Below are 21,367 nucleotides of genomic sequence, written 5' to 3' on the forward strand. Positions count from 1 at the left end.
TTCCGGGGTCGCGGCGACCGGCCGCGTGCCTCGCCGGGAGAGCGCGCCAGCCCGGGCGAGGCCGGCGGGGAGGGCGGCTCGCGGGCGGACGCCCCCGCTGGTCCGGGCGCCCCATGCCCCCGCGCCCGAGCGGACCGCCGCACCCGCCAGGGGGAGTAGCGGCCGTGCCGCCCGCGGACCCCGCGCTGGGCCGAGCGGAGTAGTTCCGGCGGCTTCCCGTGATTGGCCGTTTACTCCGAGCCATCGAGACGGTTCACTCGTCACGCGCAAGATCATCTGAACGAGGAAGGATCTCCATGACCCAGTCGCTGACCGCCCCACGGCCGCTCGGGGACGACTTCTTCCAGGATCCCCACCGCGTCTACGAGGCGTTACGGACCACCGGACCCGCGCACGCGGTCCGACTACCCTCCGGTCTTCGGGCGTGGGTCGTCACCCGGTACGACGAGGCGAAGGAAGCGCTGACCACGCCGTCGCTGAGCAAGGACTACCGGGGCTTCTCCAGCCTCTTCCGGCACCTCGACCTGCCCGACGGCCAGACACCGGCCGAGCTGGCCGGCAGCTTCGCCGCCCAGATGGTCAACATGGACCCGCCGGAGCACACCCGGCTGCGGCGCCTGGTGCGGCAGGTCTTCAGCCCCCGCATGGTCGTCAACCTCCGCCCCCGCGTCGAGGCCATCACCACCGAGCTGCTCGACGAGATGGAGTCGAGGACGGAGGTCGACCTCCTCGACGCCTTCGCCTTCCCGCTGCCCATCAGGGTGATCTGCGAGTTGTTGGGCATCCCGCACGCCGACGCGGACGAGTTCCGGCGGTGGAGCGCCGACGTGGTCGCCAACTACGGACCGGCGGACGGCACCCAGTCCTCGATCAACGACATGCTCGCCTACCTCCAGCACCTCATCGCCGAGAAGCGCGCGCACCCGGGCAACGACCTGCTGACCGACCTGATCGAGGCCAGGGACGGTGAGGACCGGCTCAGCGAGGAGGAGCTGGTCGCGATGGCGTTCCTCCTGGTGGTGGCCGGTCACGAGACCACGGTGAACCTCATCGGCAACGGGATGCTGCACCTGATGCGCCACCCCGAGCAGCTGCGGGCGCTGCGGTCCGACCTGACCATGCTGCCGGCCGCCATCGAGGAGATCCTGCGCTTCGAGGGCCCGGTGCACCTGGCCAGCATCCGGTACGCCACCGAGGAGTTCCGCCTGGGCGACGCCCGGATCGGCGTCGGGGAGATCGTGCTGGTCTCGCTGCTCGCGGGCAGTCGGGACGACCAGTGCTACTCCCGCCCGGACGAGTTCGACATCACCCGCAACGCCAGCGGGCACCTGGCGTTCGGCCACGGCGTGCACTACTGCGTCGGAGCCGCGATGGCCAGGATGGAGGGCGAGGTGGCCTTCGGTGGGCTGCTGCGCCGGTTCCCGAACATGAGCCTGGGCACGCCCCAGTCGGAGATCCGGTGGCGCCAGTCGACCCTGGTCAGGGCGCTGGAGGAACTGCCGGTCCGCCTGCGCTGAGGCCACCCGCTCCACCCAGGTGGTCCCCGGTCCTCCGCCAGGGCGGGGGACCACCTCGGGCGGGGCGATCACCGCTCTACCCTGCTGGGGTGACGGTCGAACACCTGCTGGACCTGGACCGACGGCACGTCTGGCACCCGTACGGGCCCATGCCGGGAACGGTGGAGCCGCTGGTGGTGGACTCGGCGTCCGGCGTGCGGCTCCGCCTCGCCACCCCCGTCGCCGGGCGGGCAGAACTGGTCGACGGCATGTCCTCGTGGTGGTCGGCGATCCACGGCTACCAGGTGCCCGAGCTGGACGCCGCCGCGCGGGACCAGCTCGGGCGGATGAGCCACGTCATGTTCGGGGGGCTGACCCACGAGCCCGCGGTGCGGCTGTGCGCACGGCTGGCGGAGATCACCCCGGGGTCACTGCCCCACGTCTTCCTCAGCGACTCCGGATCGGTCGCCGTCGAGGTGGCCGCCAAGATGTGCCTCCAGCACTGGCGGTCCCGGGGACGACCGGAGAAGACCCGCCTGCTCACCTGGCGCGGCGGCTATCACGGCGACACCTTCCACCCGATGAGCGTCTGCGACCCGGTGGGGGGGATGCACGCGTTGTGGTCGGGGGTCCTGCCCGAGCAGGTGTTCGCCCCCGCACCGCCCCCGGGTGCCCACGCCGGAGTCGACCAGGACTACGTGCGGACCCTGGCGGACCTGGTGGAGCGGCACGCCGACGAGCTGGCGGCCGTGATCGTGGAGCCGGTGGTGCAGGGCGCGGGAGGGATGCGGTTCCACGACCCCCGCTACCTGCACGTCCTGCGTGAACTCACCCTCGCCCACGACGTGCTGCTCGTCTTCGACGAGATCGCCACCGGCTTCGGTCGCACCGGTGAGCTCTTCGCCGCCGACCACGCCGGAGTCGCGCCCGACGTCCTCTGCCTGGGCAAGGCCCTCACCGGCGGGTACGTGAGCCTGGCCGCGACGCTGTGCTCGGAGGAGGTCGCGGAGGGGATCTCCGCCGGTGCCGTGCCCGTCCTGGCGCACGGCCCCACGTTCATGGGCAACCCGTTGGCCTGCGCGGTCGCGGCGGCCTCCGTCGAGCTGCTGCTGGCGGGTGACTGGCGCGCCCGCGTCGCCCGGGTGGAGCGGGGCCTGCGGGCCGGCCTGGCCGCCGCTTCCGCGCTGCCCGGCGTGGTGGACGTCCGGGTGCTCGGGGCGATCGGGGTCCTCCAGCTCGACCGCCCGGTGGACCTCCCGGCGGCCAGGGAGACCGCCGCCCGGCACGGGGTGTGGCTGCGCCCCTTCCGGGACCTGGTGTACACGATGCCGCCCTACGTCAGCGAGGACGAGGACATCGCCGCGATCTGCGCGGCCATGACCGCGGTGGCCGAGGAGGCGTGAGGCGCGCCTGCCGCTAGGGTCGCCGCGTGCGACTGTTGGTGATCACCGGCACCGACACCGGTGTCGGCAAGACCGTGGTCACGGCCGGGGTGGCGGCGCTGGCGGCGGCGAGCGGTCGGCGTGTCGCCGTGCTCAAGGCCGCGCAGACCGGGGTGGCCGAGGACGAACCGGGGGATGTCGACGAGGTGGTCCGCCTCGCCGGTGCGGTCACCTGCCGGGAGACCGCGCGCTACCCCGATCCGCTGGCCCCCGCGACGGCGGCCCGCCGCCGGGGCCTGGCGCCGGTGTCCCCGAGCGATGTCGCCGACCTGGCCCGCTCCCTGTCCGCCGACCACGACCTGGTGCTCGTGGAGGGCGCCGGTGGGCTGCTGGTCCGCTTCGACGAGAGCGGGGGCCTCGCCGAGACGGCGGCCGAGCTGGCTGCTCCGGTGCTGGTCGTGACCAGGGCCGGTCTGGGCACGCTGAACCACGCGGCGCTCACCGTGGAGGCGCTGCGCGGGCGGGGCCTGCCTTGCGCGGGGCTCGTCGTGGGGGAGTGGCCGGCCCACCCGGACCTCGCGTGCCGGGAAAACCTCCGGGACCTGCCGTTGGTCACCGGGGTACCGCTGCTCGGCGTGCTGCCCACCGGGTGCGCGGGGCGGTCCCCGGCGGACTTCCTGCTCGCCGCCCGCGACGGTCTCGCCGGCGCACTGGGCGGGCGGTTCACCCCGAAGGGGATCACCGGGCCGGCCGGAGTGGGCGTCGCACCGGGCACCGCCCCCACGACGCCGTCCGAAGTGGAGGAGCCAGCACAGACTCGCCGACCGATTTTGTAGGTCTTCGGCAGTGCGCGCCACGTACCGTCACTGACATCGTGACAACTCGTGAGCGATGTCGACGGTAGGTCCACCACCAGCGCCCAGCCGGTGGACGTCCTGGCCAGGGCCGAGGCCGAGGTGCTGGAGGCCGGCCGGGGGCTGGGCGAGGGCGCGCTGCGCGAGGTGCTGTCCCTGCCGGACTCCCGGTTGCCCGAACTCCTCGACCTGGCACACCGGGTGCGGCTGCGCTGGTGCGGTCCGGAGGTCGAGGTCGAGGGCATCGTCAGCCTGAAGACGGGCGGTTGTCCGGAGGACTGCCACTTCTGCTCCCAGTCCGGCCTGTTCCCCACCCCGGTCCGGGCGGCCTGGCTGGACATCCCGGGCCTGGTGCGCGCCGCCCGGCAGACCGCAGCCTCCGGTGCGACCGAGTTCTGCGTGGTGGCGGCGGTGCGCGGGCCGGACGAGCGCCTGCTCCGGCAGGTCAGGGCGGGCATCGAGGCCATCCGCGCCGACGAGGTGACCCGCGAGCTCAACATCGCCTGCTCCCTGGGCATGCTCACCGGGGAGCAGGTGGAGGAGTTGGCGGCGATGGGGGTGCACCGCTACAACCACAACCTGGAGACCGCCCGTTCCCACTTCTCCCGGGTCGTCACCACCCACACCTGGGAGGAACGCTGGTCCACCCTCCGGATGGTGCGGGACGCGGGCATGGAGGTGTGCTGCGGCGGGATCATCGGGATGGGGGAGACGACAGCGCAGCGAGCCGAGTTCGCCAGCCAGCTCGCCGAGCTCGACCCCCACGAGGTGCCGTTGAACTTCCTCATCCCCAACCCGGGCACCCCGTTCGAGCACTACCCGGTCGTCGAGGGGCCGGAGGCGCTGCGCACGGTGGCGGCGTTCCGGTTGGCCCTGCCGCGCACCATGCTGCGCTTCGCCGGGGGCCGGGAGCTGACCTTCGGTGACCTGGGGGCCAGGCAGGGCATGCTCGGCGGGATCAACGCGATCATCGTCGGCAACTACCTGACCAACCTCGGGCGACCGGCCGGCGAGGACCTGGACATGCTGGCCGAGCTGAACATGCCGATCAAGGCGCTCAACAGCACCCTGTGAGCCCTCGGGGTTTCGGACTCGACGCACCCGGGGGTGGGAGGAGGGGGACGTGGACGGCACGGGCTACTGCGGGTGGTGCGGCCGGCCGGACGGGGCCTGCCCGGACCGGGCGGTCTGTGTTCGTCGGCGCGGCACCGACCCTCCCCGGTACTGTCCTTCCTGCGCCCGGCGCATGGTGGTGCAGGTGACCCCGGCCGGGTGGAGTGCCCGGTGCGGCCGGCACGGCAGCCTGGGGGTTGAGGCCGACGCACCCACCCCGCCGGTCGGTTGAGGCGTCCTGGGACACTCACCGCCCGGGAGCGGCGTCGCCCACGGCGCCCGGCCCCGGGACCGACCAGGGTGAACCGCGCGGCGGCCGGAACCCACCGAGAGAGCGGAGGTGCGGGTGTCGCGGCAACCGCGCAGCACCGGAGATGTCGGACCAGCACACCTCCCGGCCGTCCCGCCACCAGGTGCCGGGCACGTCGTGGCGATGCCGGCGCGGCGCCCCCGCCCGCCGTTGGTGCGGCCCGACCTGCTGCCCGCGCTGAACCTGCTGTCCCTGGTCGCGCTCACCGGCCTTCCCCTGGGGTGGTTGTGGTCCGCCCTGGCGCCCCCGGTGCGGCTGCGGGTGCTCGCCGACGGGCGCCTGGCGAGCCTGCCCGCCGAGAGCTACCACCGGTTCGACGCCCTGGCGCTGTTCGTCCTCCTCGGCCTGGGAGCGGGCGTGGTCACCGGCTTCGCGGCCTGGTCGTGGCGCAGCCGGCGGGGACCGGTCGTCCTCGTCGCCGTCGTCCTCGGCTGCCTGGCCGCGGCCTGGTTGGCCAACCGGATCGGCACGTCGTTCGCCATGAGCCGGTTCCCCCTGGCGGACACGGTGTCGGCCGGGGCCACGCTGGTGCGCCCTCCGGAACTCACGACCGCCCTCGCCCTGGTCGCGCAACCGCTCGGAGCGGCACTGAGCTACGGCATGGCTGTCGCCTGGTCGGGGACCGACGACCTGGGTCGACGGCGGGGCTGACACCGGCGGCGGGCGCCCGGCTGGCCTTCGCCGGGGGCGGGACGGTGCCGTCCGACCCCCCGCGGCGGGCGCTCAGCAGGAGCGGACGTCCTCCCCGCTCGGGGGTCGGAGCACGGCGAACGGATCGGTGACCCGCAGCCCCGAGCCGGTGAACCGGAACAGCGCCGCCGGCCGTCCTCCGCTGGGGCCGGACGGGGCGGTGCCGCCGGTCGGTTCGAGCAGGCCGCGTCGGGACAGGACCCGTTGCAGGTTGGTGGCCGAGACCCGGTAACCCAGCGCGGCGGAGTAGACGCGGCGCAGGGCGGACATGGTGAACTGCGGCTGAGCCAGGGCGAACCCGAGGTTGGTGTAGGACAGCTTGGCGCGGAGCCGGTCGCGCGCGCGCAACACGATCGACCCGTGGTCGAAGGCGGTCTCGGGCAGCGCGGAGACCGGGAACCACTCGGTGTCGTCGGGGATCTCCGGGTCGACGTCGCAGGGGACCAGGCCGAGGAAGGCGGTGGCGACCACCCGTCGCCCCGGGACCCGTTCGGGGGCGCTGAACACCGAGAGCTGCTCGACGTGTGTGAGCTGTCGCACGTCGACCTTCTCGGCGAGCTGACGCCGGATGGAGGACTCCACGTCCTCGGTGGCGCCCAACTGCCCGCCGGGCAGCGCCCATCTGCCGGCTTGCGGCGGCCTGCCGCGCCGCCAGAGCAGTACCCGCAGGGACTTCTCGCGGTCGCGGCCCCGGACTCCGAGCACCGCCGCCAACACCTCGTGACCGGTCTGACTCACCTGGTTGATAGTATCCACCCAGTTTTCGATCGGAGGGCGAAAACCGGCGGGTGGTGACCCACCTCCGGTTCCCTCGAGGAGGACAAGATGGTTGCGACCACCACGACCGACCTGGACCTGACCCCCTACGGCGGCGTGACCCCCGACGCCGCGTGGCGGGAGGAGGTGCTGCGCCTCGCCGAGGAGCGCGACGCGGTGCTGCTGGCGCACAACTACCAGCTCCCGGAGATCCAGGACGTCGCGCACCACACGGGAGACTCGCTGGCGCTGAGCAGGATCGCCGCCAGCAGCACGGCGTCCACCATCGTCTTCTGCGGTGTGCACTTCATGGCCGAGACGGCGAAGATCCTCAGCCCGGAGAAGACCGTGCTGATCCCCGACGAGCGGGCCGGGTGCTCACTCGCCGACTCCATCACCGCCGAGCAGTTGCGGGAGTGGAAGGCCCAGCACCCCGGGGCGGTGGTCGTCTCCTACGTCAACACCACCGCGGCGGTGAAGGCCGAGACCGACGTCTGCTGCACCTCCTCCAACGCGGTGGACGTGGTGCGTTCCATCCCCGAGGACCGCGAGGTGCTCTTCTGCCCGGACCAGTTCCTGGGCGCCCACGTCAAGCGGGTCACCGGCCGGGAGAACCTGCACATCTGGGCCGGCGAGTGCCACGTCCACGCCGGCATCAACGGCCCCGAGCTGGCGGAGAAGGCCGCGGCCAACCCGGACGCCGACCTCTTCATCCACCCCGAGTGCGGCTGCGCGACCTCCGCGCTCTACCTGGCCGGTGAGGGAGCCGTCCCCGCCGACCAGGTCAAGATCCTCTCCACCGGCGACATGCTCACCGCGGCCCGGTCCACCAACGCCAGCTCCGTGCTGGTGGCCACCGAGGTCGGCATGCTGCACCAGCTCCGCCGGGCCGCTCCGGAGATCGACTTCCGCGCGGTGAACGACAGGGCGTCCTGCCGCTACATGAAGATGATCACGCCAGCCGCGTTGCTCCGCTGCCTGCGCGAGGGCCTCGACGAGGTCACCGTGGACCAGGAGACCGCGGAACGCGGCCGGGACGCGGTCCGGAGGATGATCGCCATCGGGCAGCCCGGCGGCGGGGAATGAACACCGGCGACCAGGGAACGCCGCGCTGGGAGGCCAGCGCGGACCTCGTGGTCGTCGGATCCGGCGTGGCCGGACTGACCTCGGCGCTGCGCGCCACCAGCCTCGGGCTCCGAGTGCTGGTCATCAGCAAGGGCGAACCGTCCGAGGGCGGCACCGCCTGGGCCCAGGGCGGCGTGGCGGTCGTCCTCCCCGACGGCCCCGACGACGACACCCCCGAACGGCACATCGCCGACACCCTCACCGCCGGGGTGGGGCTCTGCGATCCCGGCACCGTGGACGCGGTCGTCCGCGCCGGCCCCGCCGCCGTCACCGACCTGCGGGACCTGGGAGCTGTCTTCGACCGGGGCGCCGACGGGCGGCTCGACCGCACGCGGGAGGGGGGCCACACCGCGTTCCGGGTCGTCCACGCCGGCGGGGACGCCACCGGGGCCGAGGTCGAACGCGCCCTGCTGTCCGCCGCCCGCGGCGGTCCGGCCCTCCTCACCGGCCACACCGCGGTCGAGGTGCTGCGGGGCCGGTCGGGCGGTGTCGCCGGCCTGACGGTGCTCGACGCCGACGGCGTGCCCGGCGTGGTCCGCGCCCCCGCCGTCCTGCTGGCCACCGGGGGCCTCGGCCAGCTCTACCGCGCCACCACCAACCCGGCGGTGGCCACCGCCGACGGGATCGCGCTCGCCCTGCGCGCCGGAGCGAAGGTCGCCGACCTGGAGTTCGTGCAGTTCCACCCCACCGTGCTCTACACCTCGGCCGACGCGACCGGCAGCCGACCGCTGGTGACCGAGGCGGTCCGAGGCGAGGGAGCGGTCCTCGTGGACGCCACCGGAGCCCGGGTGATGGCGGGCGTGCACCCGTTGGGTGACCTGGCCCCCCGGGACGTCGTGTCCCGGGCGATCGGCGCCCACCTGGCCGCCGCGCCCGGCGGCGTGGACGACCACGTCTTCCTCGACGCCACCCACCTCGCCGGCGGCGCCTTCGCCCGCCGGTTCCCCACCGTCAGCGCCGCCTGCCGCCGCGCGGGCATCGACCCCGAGGTTGAGCCCATCCCGGTCGCTCCGGCCGCGCACTTCTCCTGCGGCGGTGTCCTCGCCACGGTGCACGGGCGCACCAGCGTCCCCGGCCTCTACGCGGCGGGGGAGACCGCGAGGACCGGACTGCACGGCGCGAACCGGCTGGCCTCCAACAGCCTGCTCGAAGGGCTGGTCACGGGACGACTCGCCGCCGAGGCGGTCGCCGGTGACCTCGACGCCGGCCTGGTCGGCGGCCCCTGCGCCGTGGACCGGGCACCCCTGCCCGCCAGCGGCATCTGCGACCGGGACGTCGTGCAGCGGGTGATGACCCGGCACGCCGGTCTCGGCCGGGACGCGGCGGGACTGGCCACGGCCCACGCCGAGCTCGAGGCCCGCTCGGTGTCCCGCCCGCTGTCCACCCGGCGGCTCGCCGAGGACGCCGCCCTCACCCTGGTGGCGAGGACCCTGCTCGCCGCCGCCGCACACCGCACCGAGTCCCGGGGTTGCCACCAACGCCTGGACCACCCCGGACGCGAGGACGAGGTCTGGAGGCGGTCCACGGCGTTCCGGCTCGACGTGTTCGGCGAGCCCATCGCCGTGGACGCACCCGCCCTCGGAGCCGCCGCGTGAACCGCCGCGCCGCCACCGGCCCCCGCCCCGAGCCCCCCGGGGCCACCCGCACGAGGAAGGTGCGATCGTGAGCACTGCCCCAGCCGCCCCCGCCCTGTCCGACTCCGTGGCCACCGCCCTCACCACCGCCGGCCTGGACCCCTCGGAGATCGCGACGCTGATCGCCACCGCCCTGCGCGAGGACCTGCGGTACGGGCCGGACGTCACCACCGAGGCGACCGTCCCCGCCGACCAGTGGGCCGTGGCCGACATCGCGCCGAGATCGCCGGGGGTGCTCGCCGGGCTCCCCCTGGTCCGGGCCGTCTGCGACCTCCACCTCGGCCCCCGGGGGTACGAGGTGGTGGAGGCGCTCTCCGACGGTGACCGCGTCGTGGCCGGGCAGCCAGCGATGCGGCTACGCGGACCGGTGCGGGGGCTGCTCACCGTCGAACGGACCGCGCTCAACCTGCTCTGCCACCTCTCCGGCATCGCCACCGCCACCGCCGCCTGGGTGGACGCGGTGGCCGGCACGGGCTGCGTCATCCGGGACAGCCGCAAGACCCTGCCGGGGCTGCGTTCGGCGCAGAAGTACGCGGTGCGGTGCGGCGGGGGCTCGAACCACCGGATGGGACTGGGGGACGCGGTCCTGATCAAGGACAACCACGTCGTGGCGGCGGGCTCGGTCACCCACGCGCTCGCCGCCGTGCGGGAACACGCCCCCGACCTCCCGTGCGAGGTCGAGGTGACCACGCTGGAGGAGCTGGACGCGGTGCTCGCCGCGCGCGCCGACGAGGTGTTGCTGGACAACTTCACCGTCGAGCAGTGCGCCGAGGCGGTGCGCCGCCGGGACGCCGCCGGAGCCAGCGGGACCCGGTTGGAGGCCTCCGGCGGGCTCACACTGGCGGTCGCCGCCTCCTACGCGGCCACCGGCGTCGACTACCTCGCGGTGGGGGCGCTCACCCACTCCGCTCCGGCGCTGGACCTGGGGCTGGACCTGGACTGACCCCGTGCCCACCCGCCATCCGCTCGCCCGCGACCAGGTGGCCGTCGGTCCTCAACCGACGATGGCCAGTTGGGCGACGACCACCAGCACCAGCAGCAGCGACCCCCGCGACAGTTCGCGGATCAGGTTCAGCGGCATCGGTCCGAGCCCGGTGTCGTAGAGCGTCAGGTCGTAGGACAGCGGGGGGCGGGTGGCGAGCCGGTAGGTGACCAGCACCGCGCCGAGCACCGACACCGCCGAACACCACCACGTCGAGGACGGCAGGGCGGGAGCCGTCAACAGCACCCACAGCAGCGCGCCCACACCCGGCACCACCAGATGGGCGAGCAGCAAGTGGCGATCGGTGCCGCCCAACGCCCGCCGCAGACCGGGCGAACGCGCCACCGTCCGCAGCCCCCCGGCGAGCCGGTCGGTGGCCAGCGCCGCGCCCAGCGCCTGGACCACCGCGACCGTCGCCTCGGGCAGCGCCACGCCCGCCACCGCGTAGGGCACGAGCAGCAGGACCGCCCACACCACACCCCGCGCCGGCCGACGCAGCAGGCGGAGGCAGTCGGCGCGGAGCGACACCGTCACCCGCGTCCCCCGCAGCCGCCGCGACCGAACCCGGCCCCGGCGTCGCATCGCCTTCTCGTCGAGAGCCGACGAGAGCACCGAGAGGTCCAGCCACCACACCGCCACGGACGCGGTGCCCGCGAGGTCGGCACCAGCGGTGAGGGTGGCCCGCCCCACCCGGGCCAGCCGAACCCACGAGGCGAGCGAGGCGGCCACCGCCACCACCCCCAAGACGACCACCCAGGCCGACGAGGGCGCGGGCAGGGTGACCATCCACCCCGCCGGTGCGGCGAGGACCACCCCGCCCACCACGCAGGCGGCCAGCACCCCGTCCACGGCCCACCGCAGCCGACGCGGCCCGTCCGGAACCGATTGGCCCAGCACCGCGACCGCCACCGCCAGCGCACCACCGGCCACCCCGGCGGCACCGGCGAGCAGGACGCCCGGGCCGCGCAGGGACGCCAACGCGGCCAGCACCACCCCGACGAGCCCGCCCAGCGCCGCGATCCCGGATGACAGGGCGACCATCGTCGGAGCCAGGAAGCCCCGGCGGCTCACCGGCGCGCCCAACAGCCAGAACCGCTTCGTCGCGCCGACGACCACAGGTCCGATGGTCAGCAGGGAACGGACCACCCCCGCCCAGGCGGCGACCGCGCCCACCAGCACCAACCAGCGCAGCGACGCCAGCTCCTCGGGCTCCGGCACTGCCGGCCCCCCTGCCACGGCGGAGACGAAGCTGACCAGGGCACCGGCCACCACCAGAGCGACCAGGACCGGCGAGGAGAGGTCCCCCACCCGGCCCATCGCCCCACGCCCACCCCGCTCCCGCCGCGCCGCGCGCAACCGGGCCCGCAGCGCACGCGCCGTGGGAGGTGGGGAACCCACCGCCGGGACCGTCGTGCCCGGCCCACCGGCGCGCCGGACCGCGGTCACGGAGCGACCGTGACGACGTCGTCCGCCACCGCGTCGACCAGGGCGGAGTGGTGGGACGCGAAGAGCACCGCCGTCCCGGCCGCCTTCTCCGCGAGGAGCCTCTCCCGCAACCAGTCGTGCCCACTCTCGTCCAGCCGCTGCTCGGGCTCGTCGAGGACCAGCGCGCGCCGTGGCCGGACGAGGCAGGAGGCCAGGGCCAGCCGCCGCGCCTGCCCGCTCGACAGCGTCGCGGGGAGGTTGTCCCGCACGGACCGCAGTCCACAGTCCACGACGGCGGCGTTGACCACCGCCGGGTCGTCGACCCCGTGTGCCCAGGCCACCACCAGCAGGTGCTCCACGACGGAGAGGTCAGGGAAGGAGGCCGCGTCGTCCAGGGCGGCGGCGACCGAGGCGCGGAAGGCGGGCGAGGTCTCGTCGAGCGGAGCCCCGTCGAACAGCACCTCTCCCAAGGTCGGCGCCTCCGCGCCCACGGCACAGCGCAACGCCGTCGACTTGCCCGCGCCGTTCGGTCCGACCACCGCCACCGCCCGACCCGCCTCGAGGGCGAGGTCGAGGCGGTCCAGGACGACGTGGTCACCGAAGCGCACCGTCAGCCCCCGGAACTCCAGCAACGCCGTCCCCCGGCGTTCCGGAAGGGTGGGGGCCGGCGACGACGAGGTCGACGGTGGACGGTGCATGCGAGGACCTGCTCTCGGAGGCGGTGGGCATCCCCCCGACAACGGCCGGGGCGTCGCCCCGGTTCCGCCCCGATCCCCGTCCTGGGCTGGCACCGTCCTGTCAGGACGAGCCGCCCGTCGAACGCCCCGAGGCGGTCCGAGCCACGAGCCCGGCCCGGGTGGGAGCGGCACGCGCCCGCTCCCGCGCCCAGGTCGGAGCCGGTGCCCAGCACGGCGACCCGCGCACTGGTCGTCGCGGTCGTCAGAGCCGCTGGTTGGCCAACACCGGAACCGAGTCCCGGGCAGCGGCGACCCGTGCCGAGTCGATGCCGGCGAGCACCACCTCGGGAGCGGAGCCCGCCGCGACCCGCACGGTGCCCAACGGGTCGACCACCATGCTGTGCCCCACCCCGGTGGGCGCCCGTCCCCCGGCCTGCTCGACGTCCGCGCCATCGGGAAGGGCCTGGCCGCAGGCCAGCACCCAGCTGGTCGAGTCGAGCGCGCGGGCCCGCACCAGGAGCTCCCACTGCCGCAGCTTGCCCGGCCCGGCGCCCCAGGACGCGGGCACCACCACCGCCTCCGCCCCCTCCGCCGCCAACCGGGTGAACAACGCGGGGAAGCGCAGGTCGTAGCAGGTGGCGAAACCCAACCGCATGCCCTCGACCTCGACGCTGACCAGCCGATCCCCCGAGGCCACGGTCGCCGACTCCTGGAAGCCGAACGCGTCGTACAGGTGGATCTTGTCGTAGTAGGTGTCCACCCCCCGCCCGGTGACCAACAGGGTGTTGGTGACCCGGTCGTTCGGGGCCGGGGTGAACATGCCGGCGACCACGAGCAGCTCGTACTGGGCCGCGATCCGGCGGACCTCCGTCGCCCACGGCCCCTCCAGGCCCTCGGCGAGGGGGCGCAACGGGATCCCGAAGCACGCCATCGTCGCCTCCGGGAACACGACGACCTGGGCGCCGGCGGCGGCCGCCTCCGCCGCGCCGTGCCGGACCAGCTCCAGGTTGCTCGCGGGATCCGGTGTCGTGCTGAGCTGGCAGAGAGCCACCCGCAACGAGCCTGCCATCATCCACCTCGCCGTAGCCATCGTCGTGATCGGACACTCCGATCCTGCCCCACCGCGCGTCCACCGCGCCGGTTGGACCGATCGGGCGGGCGAGGAAGGCCACGCCCGGGGGAACCGAACGCCTCCGCCCGCGCCAGCCGGGGAACGCGGCGGACGGTCCGGCGGTCCGTCGGGTGTGCGGGCCGACCGGAGCGGAACCGCCGGTGGACCGCGCTCGCACCCCGCCGGGCACTCCGCGTGCCGGTCGTGGGACGCCGGTTCCTAGAGTTGGTGGGTGTTCGTCCGCCGCAGGCCCGTGGCCTTCCTCGCCCTGTCCGCCGTCGCGTTCTCCGCCGGGTGCACCACGCCGACCTCCGAGCGGACCGACGAGGTGCGGGCCGGCGACTCGATCGTGTTGGCCGAGGTCGCCGAACCGGCCACCCTCCACCCGTTGCTGGGCTACGCCGAACAGGGCAAGGGCAAGTTCTACGACGGCCTGCTCACCCACGACGCGGAACGGGTCACGCGCCCCGCCCTGGCCCTGGAGGAACCCGAACCCTCCACGGACGGGACCACCTGGACGGTGCGCCTCCGCGAGGACGTCACCTTCCACGACGGTTCCCCCCTCGGCGCGGAGGACGTCGTCGCGACCTACCGGGCCGCGATCGACCCGGCCAGCGGGTCCCTGGTGGCCGCCGGTCTCGACGTGGTCGAGTCGGTCACCGAGCTCGACGACCACACCGTCCAGTTCGACCTGCGCCACCCCCACGCGTCCTTCCCCGACCTGTTGGTGCTGGGCATCGTCCCCAGCGAGGACGTGGCCGCCGGCCCCCTCGTCGACTCACCCCTGAACACCCAACCCGTCGGGACAGGCCCCTACCGGCTCGTCGAGTGGATCCAGGGCGAGCGGATGGTGTGGGAGGCCAACGAGGACTACTGGGACGGCGCACCCGAGATCGACCAGGTGACCGTCGTCTTCGGCCTGGGGTTCGAGGAGAGGGTCCGGGGGATGGGGGACCGGGAGCTCGACGGGGCGGTGCTGCACCCGTGGGAGGCCAGGGACCTCCCGGAACAGACCGAGCTGGAGGTCGTCCACCACGACAGCGGGGAGTTCCGGGCCGTGACGCTGCCCTCCGGTCACCCGGTCGCCGGGGACCCGGCCATCCGCCTCGCGTTGAACCTGGCCGTCGACCGCGCCGGCATGGTGGCCGACGTCCTCGGTGGGCACGGACAGCCGGCGCACACCCCGTTCCCGCCCACCCTCCCGGAGTTCGTCGACCCCGAGGCGTCCTTCGTCCTCGACGCCCCGCAGGCCCGCCGGATGCTGGAGAACGAGGGCTGGGACCTCGACGACGGCGAGGAGGTCCGCACCCGGGAGGGCACCCCCGCGCGCTTCACCCTGCTGCACCCGGACGACGACCCGCTGAGCGCCGAGCTCGCCGCCGCCTTCGCGGAGGGGGCGGCGAGCATCGGCGTGGAGGTGGGGGTCGAGGGGCTGTCCTGGGAGGACATCCTCCCCCGGGCCGGGAGGGACGCCGTGGTGGTCAGCCACGGGAACCCGCTGGACCCCGACCTCCAGGGCTACCCGTCGCTGCACTCCTCCTCGGTCGCCGAGGCCAACCTGGGCCGCTACGACAACCCCCAGGTCGACGCCTCGCTCGACGCCGCCCGCCTCGGCCTCGACCAGGCGGAGCGCACCGCCCACTACCGGGCCGCGCAACGGGCCTACGTGGCCGAGCCGGGGCTCGTGTACCTGGTCTTCCCCCGCCACAGCTACCTCCTGGGCCCGGGGTGGGCCGGGTACCAGCGGGTCACCGAGCCTCGCGGCCACGGGATGACCTGGGGGCCCTGGTGGAACCTGGAGGACTGGTCCCGGAACTGAGCGCCCCCGGGGGACGGGTGCGCGGTGGGCGGGAGGACGCACCGGTCCACGTGGACCCGCTGGCGCCCGGGCCCGGTGCGCGGGGCGGCAGGTGACGTTCCGCCGAGGGAGCCTTGGCTCCCGGTCCGCGCCTCACCTGATCAGGGGGCTCGGGGGTGAACGTCTTCCTCCCCGTGATCAACACACCTACCGTGGTCGAACGAGGACGACGGTGAGCGCGCCCGACGGAGAACCACCCCAGCGGCTCGGAGGCAGGCAGGTGAGCGGCATGTGGAGCAAGGACCGCACCCGGGACCACGTCGTGGGCGATCCCGCCTCGAGAACTCGGCACCCCCTCGTCCGGGGCCGCGGCGCGCCCCCCGGCCGGGAAGCGGGACCGTCACCCCGGCGGGGCCGGCGAGGCGGCGCCCGCACCCGACCGCCAGGGCCGATCACCGCCTTCCTCCTCGCCGCGTTGACGGCGGCCGCCGCCTGCGCACCCCCCGCGCCGCTGGTCGAGGACACCCGCTCGACCAGCGGTACCCCGGCCGACCTCGTGGGACCGCCGCTGCCCGTCGACGAGTTCCCGGACCAGGTGGGGCGGGCGTGCGGGACCTGGGCGGACCTGAGCTGGCCGGTCAACGACCAGGCGGTGGACCACCCGGCGGGCGGCGGACTCGTCATCCGGGGCGGGAACCAGTACCACAACTACGGGGAGGACCTGCCGCTCGACGGGTCCTACCGGGAGTACGACGTCAACCCGCGCCCGCCGGGTGAGCGCCGGGACGCCGAGCGGCTGGTCCGGGACCGCGACACCCACGAGGTCTGGTACACCGCCGACCACTACGAGTCCTTCCGGCTGATCTCCGGTGGTTGCGGATGACGACGGCCGTGCCGACCCGGCCACGGCCCGCCCACCCGCTCCGCGGGTGGCAGGACGACGACCCCCCACCGCGCCGGCCGGGCCCACCCGGCCAGCCCCAGCGCCCGAGGACACCCCCACCATGACCGAGCCACTGGACGCGCCCGTACTCCCCGGACACCGATGGGCGGAACTGGCCCTGGACGACGAGATCACGACCGCGAGCCGGGGTGGCGAGGGCGGCGGAGCGAGTCCCGGTCGCTGGACCGTCGACGGTCGCCACTGCGCCACCAGGGCGCAGCTCTTCGACGAGTGGGCCAGGGCGCTGGGGTTCCCCGACTACTTCGGCCGCAACTGGGACGCCTTCGACGAGTGCCTGTCCGACCTCCTCACCGGTGGCGCCGGAATCGGCGTTCGGGAGGGGGGCCCGGGGTCCCGTGAGGAGATCACCGTGCGGCACGCGGAGAACCTCCTGGTGGCCGAACCCGTCACCGAGCTGACGACCTTCATCCGGGTGTTGGACGCGGTGGCGGGGTCGACCGGACCGGAACCGGGCGGAGCCGGACTGCGCGTGCTCTTCCGGACCTCCACCGACGAGGCCGGGGACCTCCGCGACCGGCTGCGGACGGCGGCCCCCGGCCGGGCCTGAGAGAGGTGGCGCTCCGGGGGTGCCGGCTGGCGCGGGTGGGCGTTCCCACCCGTGGGCCGAGGCGAGGCCGGAGCGGCGTCCCGGCGCCCAGCCGCCGCGCCGTTCCCGGGGTCTCGACCCTGGTCCCGAGGCCGGAGCCGCACCGCCTTCCCCCAGAAGTGTGACCCGGTTAGGCTGCGACGAGGTCTGTCACCGCACCGAGGGGGAAAAGTGGAGCTGAACCGGGTGCGAGCCGACACCCCGGCCTGTGAGGACCTGGTGTTCCTGGACAGCGCGGGCTCCTCCCTGCCACCCTCCGTGGTCCTCGACACGGTCACCGGCCACCTCCGCCGGGAGGCCGAGATCGGCGGCTACCGGGCCGCCGGCGAGCGCACCGACGACCTCGAACGCGGCTACCACAGCGCGGCCCGGCTGCTGGGGTGCCGGCCCACCGAGGTCGCCTTCCTCGGCAGTGCCGCCCAGGCCTGGTTGACCGCGCTCGACGCGGTACCCCTCGTGCCCGGCGACCGGGTGCTGATCAGCGAGGCCGAGTACGGGACCAACGCGGTCGAACTCCTCCGGCGGCGGGACGAGACGGGCATCTCCGTCGAGACCGTTCCGTCGGCCGAGGACGGGCGGCTCGACCTCGCCGCGCTGCGCCGGATGCTCGACGAACGGGTCCGCCTCGTGTCGCTGGTGCACATGCCGACCAACGGCGGCCTGGTCAACCCGGTGCGGGAGGCCGCGCTGGCCGCGCACCAGGTGGGCGCGCTGGTGCTGCTGGACGCCTGCCAGACCGTCGGACAGCGTCCCGTCGACGTGGACGCCCTCGGTGTGGACCTGCTCAGCGCCACCGGCCGCAAGTGGCTGCGAGCCCCCAGGGGGACCGGCCTGCTCGTGGTCCGGGAGGAGGTCCTGCCCCGGCTTCGCCCTCGGCTCGTCGACCACACCGCCGCCCAGTGGACAGCGCCCGGGCGGTACCGGATGCGGACCGACGCCCGGGTGTTCGAGCGGTTCGAGTTCGGGGTGGCCAACCGGCTCGGGCTGATCGCCGCGCTGGACTACGCGTGGGATCTCGGGATGGAGGCCATCGCCAGCGAGGTGGCCGACCGCGCGGCCCGCCTCCGCGCCGGCCTGGCCGCCCTCCCCGGCGTGCGCCTCTGGGACCTGGGCCCGGATCCGGGCGGCATCGTCACCTTCACCGTCGAGGGCCGCCCCGCCGGTCAGGTGCGGGACGCGCTGTGGGACCAGCGGGTCGCGGTCACGGTGAGCCCGCCGAACTCGACCCTGTTGGACGCCACCCGCAGGTCCCTTCCCGACCTGGTCCGGGCCTCCGCCCACTACTTCGTCTCGCCGGACCAGGTGGCCACCGCCGTCGCCGAGGTGGACAGGCTGACCCGCTGACCGGTGCCACCGGACGGGGAGTCCGGTGCTGCTCGCCTGGTCGGGCCGTCCGCCACCGTGCGAGCCGCCGGACGCGGGGCGTGCCCCGGGGTGTCGGCCATCCAGGGCGCGGTATGACCAGCTCTGACGGGCGGCCGCGGGGCGGGCCCGGCCGCTCGGAACCGGACCCGCCCGCTCGCGACCGGACCCCGCTCAGGAACAGGTCTCCCCGATCACCCTGGGCACGCAGTCCGCGTAGGAGAGCAGCAGGTCCACCGCCTCGTCGTTGCGGGCGGTCTCCCGCTCGATGACCGAGTCCGGCGGGTAGAAGCCGCCGCCGCCGGCCCCCCTCGGGTACATCTCGAAGGTGTAGCTCCAGATCCCGTGGGCCGCCCACATCCAGTCGTCGATGCTCCCGTCGGTGATGTACAGCCCGCTGGCCTGCATGGGCGTGTACCCGTTGGTGGCCGCCAGCTGCCTGCCCAGGGTGGCGAACACCCTCGCGTCCCGCGCGGTGAGCCCGGGGCCGGTCTCGGCGTAGGTGTAGCCGTAGGGCCACAGCACCAGCTCCGAGTAGGTGTGCCAGTCGATGTGGGCCGTGATCCGCTGCTCACCGCCGACGACCCGGGACGCCACGAAGTCCCGCACCCTGGCGGTCTCGGGCGCGGAGAACGCCGCCGCCCCCCGGTAGGTGCTGCTGCCGGGGCTTCCGCTGGAGCCGCCGCAACACCCCCACTGGTGTCCCCAGTTGCGGTTGAGGTCGGTGCCCTGCCCCTGGCGGTTCTTCCGCCAGCTCCGGAACTGCCCGGTGGCGATGTCGTACTCCTTGCCGTCGGGGTTGACCACCGGGACGACGTGGATCACGCGGCCGTCCACGACCCTGGTGATGTCCGGGTCGGTCCCGTAGCCGTCGGTGAACCGTTCGACGATGCGCAGGCACATCTCGGTGGTCAGGTGTTCCCTGGCGTGCTGGGAGCAGGTGAAGAGCACCTCGGGGACGTCGGGGCCGGGGGTGCCGATGCTGAGCAACCAGAGGTCACGCCCCTCGTGGGAGGCGCCGATGCTCGACATCCTCGCGATGTCCGGGTGCTCGCTCACCGTTCGCCGCAGCTCCGAGGTCACCTCGGCGAAGTCGTGGTAGCCCTGGTGGTTGGGGGGAAACGCCAGCGGATCGCTCGGGACGTCCTCCGTGCGCGGGGCCAGCGGTGCCGTGGGGAAACCGAGCCGTTCCACCTCGGCCAGCTGGTCCGGGGTGGCCAGCACCGTCAGCGCGTCGCCCTCCACCGCGAGGATGTCGACGCCGGTGCGGCTCACGGCGGTCCGGTCCCGGGCCTCGCCCGTGCCCTCGACCCGGTGGGGGGACGCCCCACTCCCGGGTCGGACCTCCTGCTGGGTCTCCTGTAGGGACGTGGACGCCGGAACGGCGGGTCGGGCGATGCCCGTCGCGCTGATCGGCGCGAGTAGCGCGAGGCAGCAGCCGGCCGCGAGTACCGCGGCGGACCGGCGAAGGGTGCGTGTGGTCGGGAACATCCTGCCTCCGGGTGATCGCGGAGCGTGATCCCCTGATGGTTCTCCACCTGGCCGGCGGTCCACAAGCAGGGAACCGCTCCCGGTTCCGTTCACTGTCAACAGCTGTGACCGGAGAGCCCCGTTCGTGGCCGCGTCCCGCCATCTACCCTTGGGGGGCGTTCCGGCCGGGACGCGGCCGGCGGGGCCTGGACCTGCCCGGACGGCCGCGAGCCCACCCGCAGCCCCGTGCGCGGGACCCGGAGCGCCGCGACGGAACGACGAGTGCGAGGAACCCGATGCTCACCCGAACAGACCTGCGGGACCGCGTCCCGTCCGCCGCCGAGTTGCGCGCGGTGCTGCCGCGCGCCGAGGTAGACGTGGACACGGTGCTGCATCGGGTGCGCCCGCTCGTCGAGGAGGTCCGGCGGTACGGGGTCTCGGCGGCGCTCGACCTCACCGAGCGCTTCGACGGTGTGCGCCCGGCCCGCGTCCGCGTCCCGGCCCAGGCCCTCGCCGACGCCGAGCGGGACCTCGAACCCGGGGTGCGGTCCGCGCTGGTGGAGAGCATCTCCCGCGCCACCCGGGTGCACGCCGCCCAACGCCGGCGGGACGTGACCACCCAGGTCGTGCCCGGCGGCACGGTGACCGAACGGTGGGTCCCGGTGGCCAGGGTCGGCCTCTACGTCCCCGGGGGCAACGCCGTCTACCCGTCGAGCGTGGTCATGAACGTCGTACCCGCCCAGCAGGCCGGCGTGGACTCGCTGGTGGTGTGCTCGCCGGCCCAGGCCGACTTCGGCGGGCTGCCGCACCCCACCATCCTGGCCGCCTGCCAGCTGCTCGGCGTCACCGAGGTCTGGGCGGTCGGGGGCGCGCAGGCGATCGCCCTGCTCGCCTACGGGGGGCAGGACACCACGGGGGAGGACCTGGTCCCCGTCGACCTGGTCACCGGGCCGGGCAACATCTACGTGACCGCCGCCAAGCGGGAACTGCGCGGGCTGGTCGGCATCGACGCCGAGGCCGGTCCGACCGAGATCGCCGTGCTCGCCGACCACACCGCCGACCCGGTCCACGTCGCCGCCGACCTCATCAGCCAGGCCGAGCACGACGAGCTGGCCGCCAGCGTGCTGGTGACCACCTCGTCCGACCTCGCCGACGCCGTGGACGCCGAACTGGCGCGCCGGGTCCCGGCCACCCGGCACAGCGAGCGGGTCCGGACGGCGCTGTCGGGCGCCCAGTCCGGCTGCGTGCTGGTCGCCGACCTGACCGACGGGCTGCGGGTGGTCGACGCCTACGCCGCCGAGCACCTGGAGATCCAGACCGAGGACGCCGGGGCGGTGGCCGCCCGGGTGCGCAACGCCGGAGCGGTGTTCGTCGGAGCCCACAGCCCCGTCTCGCTGGGCGACTACTGCGCCGGATCCAACCACGTGCTGCCCACCGGCGGCTGCGCCCGCCACTCCGGCGGCCTGTCCGTGCAGAGCTTCCTCCGGGGCATCCACGTCGTGGACTACTCCGAGCAGGCGCTCCGGGACGTCGCCGACGTCGTGGTCGCCCTGGCCGAGGCCGAGGACCTGCCAGCCCACGGGCAGGCCGTCACCGCGCGTTTCCGACCCGAGTCTGGAGCTTCCAGTTGAG

The 21,367-nt window shown here is 74.4% G+C and carries 19 protein-coding genes; 14 read left to right on the plus strand and 5 right to left on the minus strand.

From position 1 onward, the window contains the following. Positions 1–296: 296 nt before the first annotated feature. The 6 genes from C1701_RS20180 to C1701_RS20205 all read left to right on the plus strand — a co-directional run bounded on the left by C1701_RS20180 (position 297) and on the right by C1701_RS20205 (position 5,806). Positions 297–1,517 (plus strand): cytochrome P450 family protein, encoded by a 1,221-nt coding sequence (locus C1701_RS20180; RefSeq protein ID WP_030105875.1) that lies wholly within the window; start codon positions 297–299, stop codon positions 1,515–1,517. Between the two features lie 149 nt (positions 1,518–1,666). After that, the gene (locus tag C1701_RS20185) at positions 1,667–2,899 is read left to right on the plus strand and encodes an adenosylmethionine--8-amino-7-oxononanoate transaminase (RefSeq protein ID WP_443098164.1); all 1,233 of its coding nucleotides are present in this window, start codon (positions 1,667–1,669) and stop codon (positions 2,897–2,899) included. Positions 2,900–2,925: 26 nt separating this feature from the next. Next, entirely contained in the window at positions 2,926–3,714 is a 789-nt protein-coding gene (bioD, locus tag C1701_RS20190; protein ID WP_103056437.1) for a dethiobiotin synthase, read from the plus strand. Between the two features lie 48 nt (positions 3,715–3,762). After that, positions 3,763–4,806: a biotin synthase BioB gene (bioB, locus tag C1701_RS20195; protein ID WP_030105878.1), complete on the plus strand. Its 1,044-nt coding sequence runs from the start codon at positions 3,763–3,765 to the stop codon at positions 4,804–4,806. A 49-nt stretch (positions 4,807–4,855) separates the two neighbouring features. Then, positions 4,856–5,077 carry a biotin synthase auxiliary protein BsaP gene (gene bsaP, locus C1701_RS20200; protein WP_081715622.1) on the plus strand — a complete coding sequence of 74 codons (222 nt, stop codon included), beginning with the start codon at positions 4,856–4,858 and terminating at the stop codon, positions 5,075–5,077. Positions 5,078–5,191: 114 nt separating this feature from the next. Beyond that, on the plus strand, positions 5,192–5,806 hold the full coding sequence (locus C1701_RS20205; protein ID WP_051314230.1) for a DUF2567 domain-containing protein: 615 nt from the start codon (positions 5,192–5,194) through the stop codon (positions 5,804–5,806). 72 nt (positions 5,807–5,878) lie between these two features. Here C1701_RS20205 and C1701_RS20210 read toward each other — a convergent pair whose 3' ends face one another. Next, entirely contained in the window at positions 5,879–6,583 is a 705-nt protein-coding gene (locus C1701_RS20210) for an NUDIX hydrolase (protein WP_081715623.1), read from the minus strand. Between the two features lie 87 nt (positions 6,584–6,670). On the opposite strand from C1701_RS20210, the gene nadA reads away from it, so the two are divergent. The 3 genes from nadA (at position 6,671) to nadC (ending at position 10,303) form a co-directional block, all read left to right on the plus strand. Continuing rightward, positions 6,671–7,687 (plus strand): quinolinate synthase NadA, encoded by a 1,017-nt coding sequence (gene nadA, locus C1701_RS20215; protein WP_026420038.1) that lies wholly within the window; start codon positions 6,671–6,673, stop codon positions 7,685–7,687. Beyond that, positions 7,684–9,321, plus strand: a complete 1,638-nt coding sequence (locus tag C1701_RS20220; protein ID WP_026420039.1) for an L-aspartate oxidase — start codon at positions 7,684–7,686, stop codon at positions 9,319–9,321. The genes nadA and C1701_RS20220 overlap by 4 nt, the downstream gene beginning before the upstream one ends. Before the next feature lie 106 nt (positions 9,322–9,427). After that, complete coding sequence (gene nadC, locus C1701_RS20225; protein ID WP_026420040.1) at positions 9,428–10,303, plus strand: carboxylating nicotinate-nucleotide diphosphorylase; 876 nt, start codon at positions 9,428–9,430, stop codon at positions 10,301–10,303. A gap of 51 nt (positions 10,304–10,354) precedes the next feature. Here the strand turns inward: nadC and C1701_RS20230 are convergent, their stop codons facing one another. From C1701_RS20230 to C1701_RS20240, 3 genes are all read right to left on the minus strand, one after another. Continuing rightward, complete coding sequence (locus C1701_RS20230; protein WP_103056439.1) at positions 10,355–11,788, minus strand: DUF6297 family protein; 1,434 nt, start codon at positions 11,786–11,788, stop codon at positions 10,355–10,357. Then, the gene (locus C1701_RS20235; protein WP_103056440.1) at positions 11,785–12,465 is read right to left on the minus strand and encodes an ABC transporter ATP-binding protein; all 681 of its coding nucleotides are present in this window, start codon (positions 12,463–12,465) and stop codon (positions 11,785–11,787) included. The genes C1701_RS20230 and C1701_RS20235 overlap by 4 nt, the downstream gene beginning before the upstream one ends. A 241-nt stretch (positions 12,466–12,706) precedes the next feature. Next, positions 12,707–13,534 carry a carbon-nitrogen hydrolase family protein gene (locus C1701_RS20240; protein WP_337661841.1) on the minus strand — a complete coding sequence of 276 codons (828 nt, stop codon included), beginning with the start codon at positions 13,532–13,534 and terminating at the stop codon, positions 12,707–12,709. 253 nt (positions 13,535–13,787) lie between these two features. Here C1701_RS20240 and C1701_RS20245 point away from each other — a divergent pair, with 253 nt between their 5' ends. The 4 genes from C1701_RS20245 (at position 13,788) to C1701_RS20260 (ending at position 18,247) form a co-directional block, all read left to right on the plus strand. Continuing rightward, positions 13,788–15,374: an ABC transporter substrate-binding protein gene (locus C1701_RS20245; RefSeq protein ID WP_103056442.1), complete on the plus strand. Its 1,587-nt coding sequence runs from the start codon at positions 13,788–13,790 to the stop codon at positions 15,372–15,374. A 211-nt stretch (positions 15,375–15,585) separates the two neighbouring features. Then, positions 15,586–16,236 (plus strand): ribonuclease domain-containing protein, encoded by a 651-nt coding sequence (locus tag C1701_RS20250; protein ID WP_337661842.1) that lies wholly within the window; start codon positions 15,586–15,588, stop codon positions 16,234–16,236. Between the two features lie 121 nt (positions 16,237–16,357). Continuing rightward, positions 16,358–16,864, plus strand: coding sequence for a barstar family protein (locus tag C1701_RS20255; RefSeq protein WP_051314231.1), 507 nt, complete (start codon positions 16,358–16,360; stop codon positions 16,862–16,864). Positions 16,865–17,089: 225 nt separating this feature from the next. Continuing rightward, the gene (locus C1701_RS20260) at positions 17,090–18,247 is read left to right on the plus strand and encodes an aminotransferase class V-fold PLP-dependent enzyme (protein ID WP_337661843.1); all 1,158 of its coding nucleotides are present in this window, start codon (positions 17,090–17,092) and stop codon (positions 18,245–18,247) included. A gap of 192 nt (positions 18,248–18,439) precedes the next feature. Here the strand turns inward: C1701_RS20260 and C1701_RS20265 are convergent, their stop codons facing one another. Beyond that, entirely contained in the window at positions 18,440–19,756 is a 1,317-nt protein-coding gene (locus C1701_RS20265; RefSeq protein WP_081715626.1) for a M14 family metallopeptidase, read from the minus strand. Between the two features lie 275 nt (positions 19,757–20,031). Here C1701_RS20265 and hisD point away from each other — a divergent pair, with 275 nt between their 5' ends. Next, positions 20,032–21,366 (plus strand): histidinol dehydrogenase, encoded by a 1,335-nt coding sequence (hisD, locus tag C1701_RS20270; protein WP_026420047.1) that lies wholly within the window; start codon positions 20,032–20,034, stop codon positions 21,364–21,366. Position 21,367 lies beyond the last annotated feature (1 nt).

Source organism: Actinoalloteichus sp. AHMU CJ021, from assembly GCF_002895405.1.
Taxonomy (GTDB): Bacteria; Actinomycetota; Actinomycetes; order Mycobacteriales; family Pseudonocardiaceae; genus Actinoalloteichus_B; species Actinoalloteichus_B caeruleus.

Excerpts from the sequence above, each read along its gene's own strand:
- C1701_RS20180 (WP_030105875.1), top strand. The coding sequence starts at position 297 with ATGACCCAGTCGCTGACCGCCCCACGGCCGCTCGGGGACGACTTCTTC.
- C1701_RS20185 (WP_443098164.1), top strand. The coding sequence starts at position 1,667 with ATGCCGGGAACGGTGGAGCCGCTGGTGGTGGACTCGGCGTCCGGCGTG.
- nadA (WP_026420038.1), top strand. The coding sequence starts at position 6,671 with ATGGTTGCGACCACCACGACCGACCTGGACCTGACCCCCTACGGCGGC.
- C1701_RS20220 (WP_026420039.1), top strand. The coding sequence starts at position 7,684 with ATGAACACCGGCGACCAGGGAACGCCGCGCTGGGAGGCCAGCGCGGAC.
- C1701_RS20235 (WP_103056440.1), bottom strand. The coding sequence starts at position 12,465 with ATGCACCGTCCACCGTCGACCTCGTCGTCGCCGGCCCCCACCCTTCCG.
- C1701_RS20240 (WP_337661841.1), bottom strand. The coding sequence starts at position 13,534 with ATGGCTACGGCGAGGTGGATGATGGCAGGCTCGTTGCGGGTGGCTCTC.
- C1701_RS20255 (WP_051314231.1), top strand. The coding sequence starts at position 16,358 with ATGACCGAGCCACTGGACGCGCCCGTACTCCCCGGACACCGATGGGCG.
- C1701_RS20265 (WP_081715626.1), bottom strand. The coding sequence starts at position 19,756 with ATGTTCCCGACCACACGCACCCTTCGCCGGTCCGCCGCGGTACTCGCG.
- hisD (WP_026420047.1), top strand. The coding sequence starts at position 20,032 with ATGCTCACCCGAACAGACCTGCGGGACCGCGTCCCGTCCGCCGCCGAG.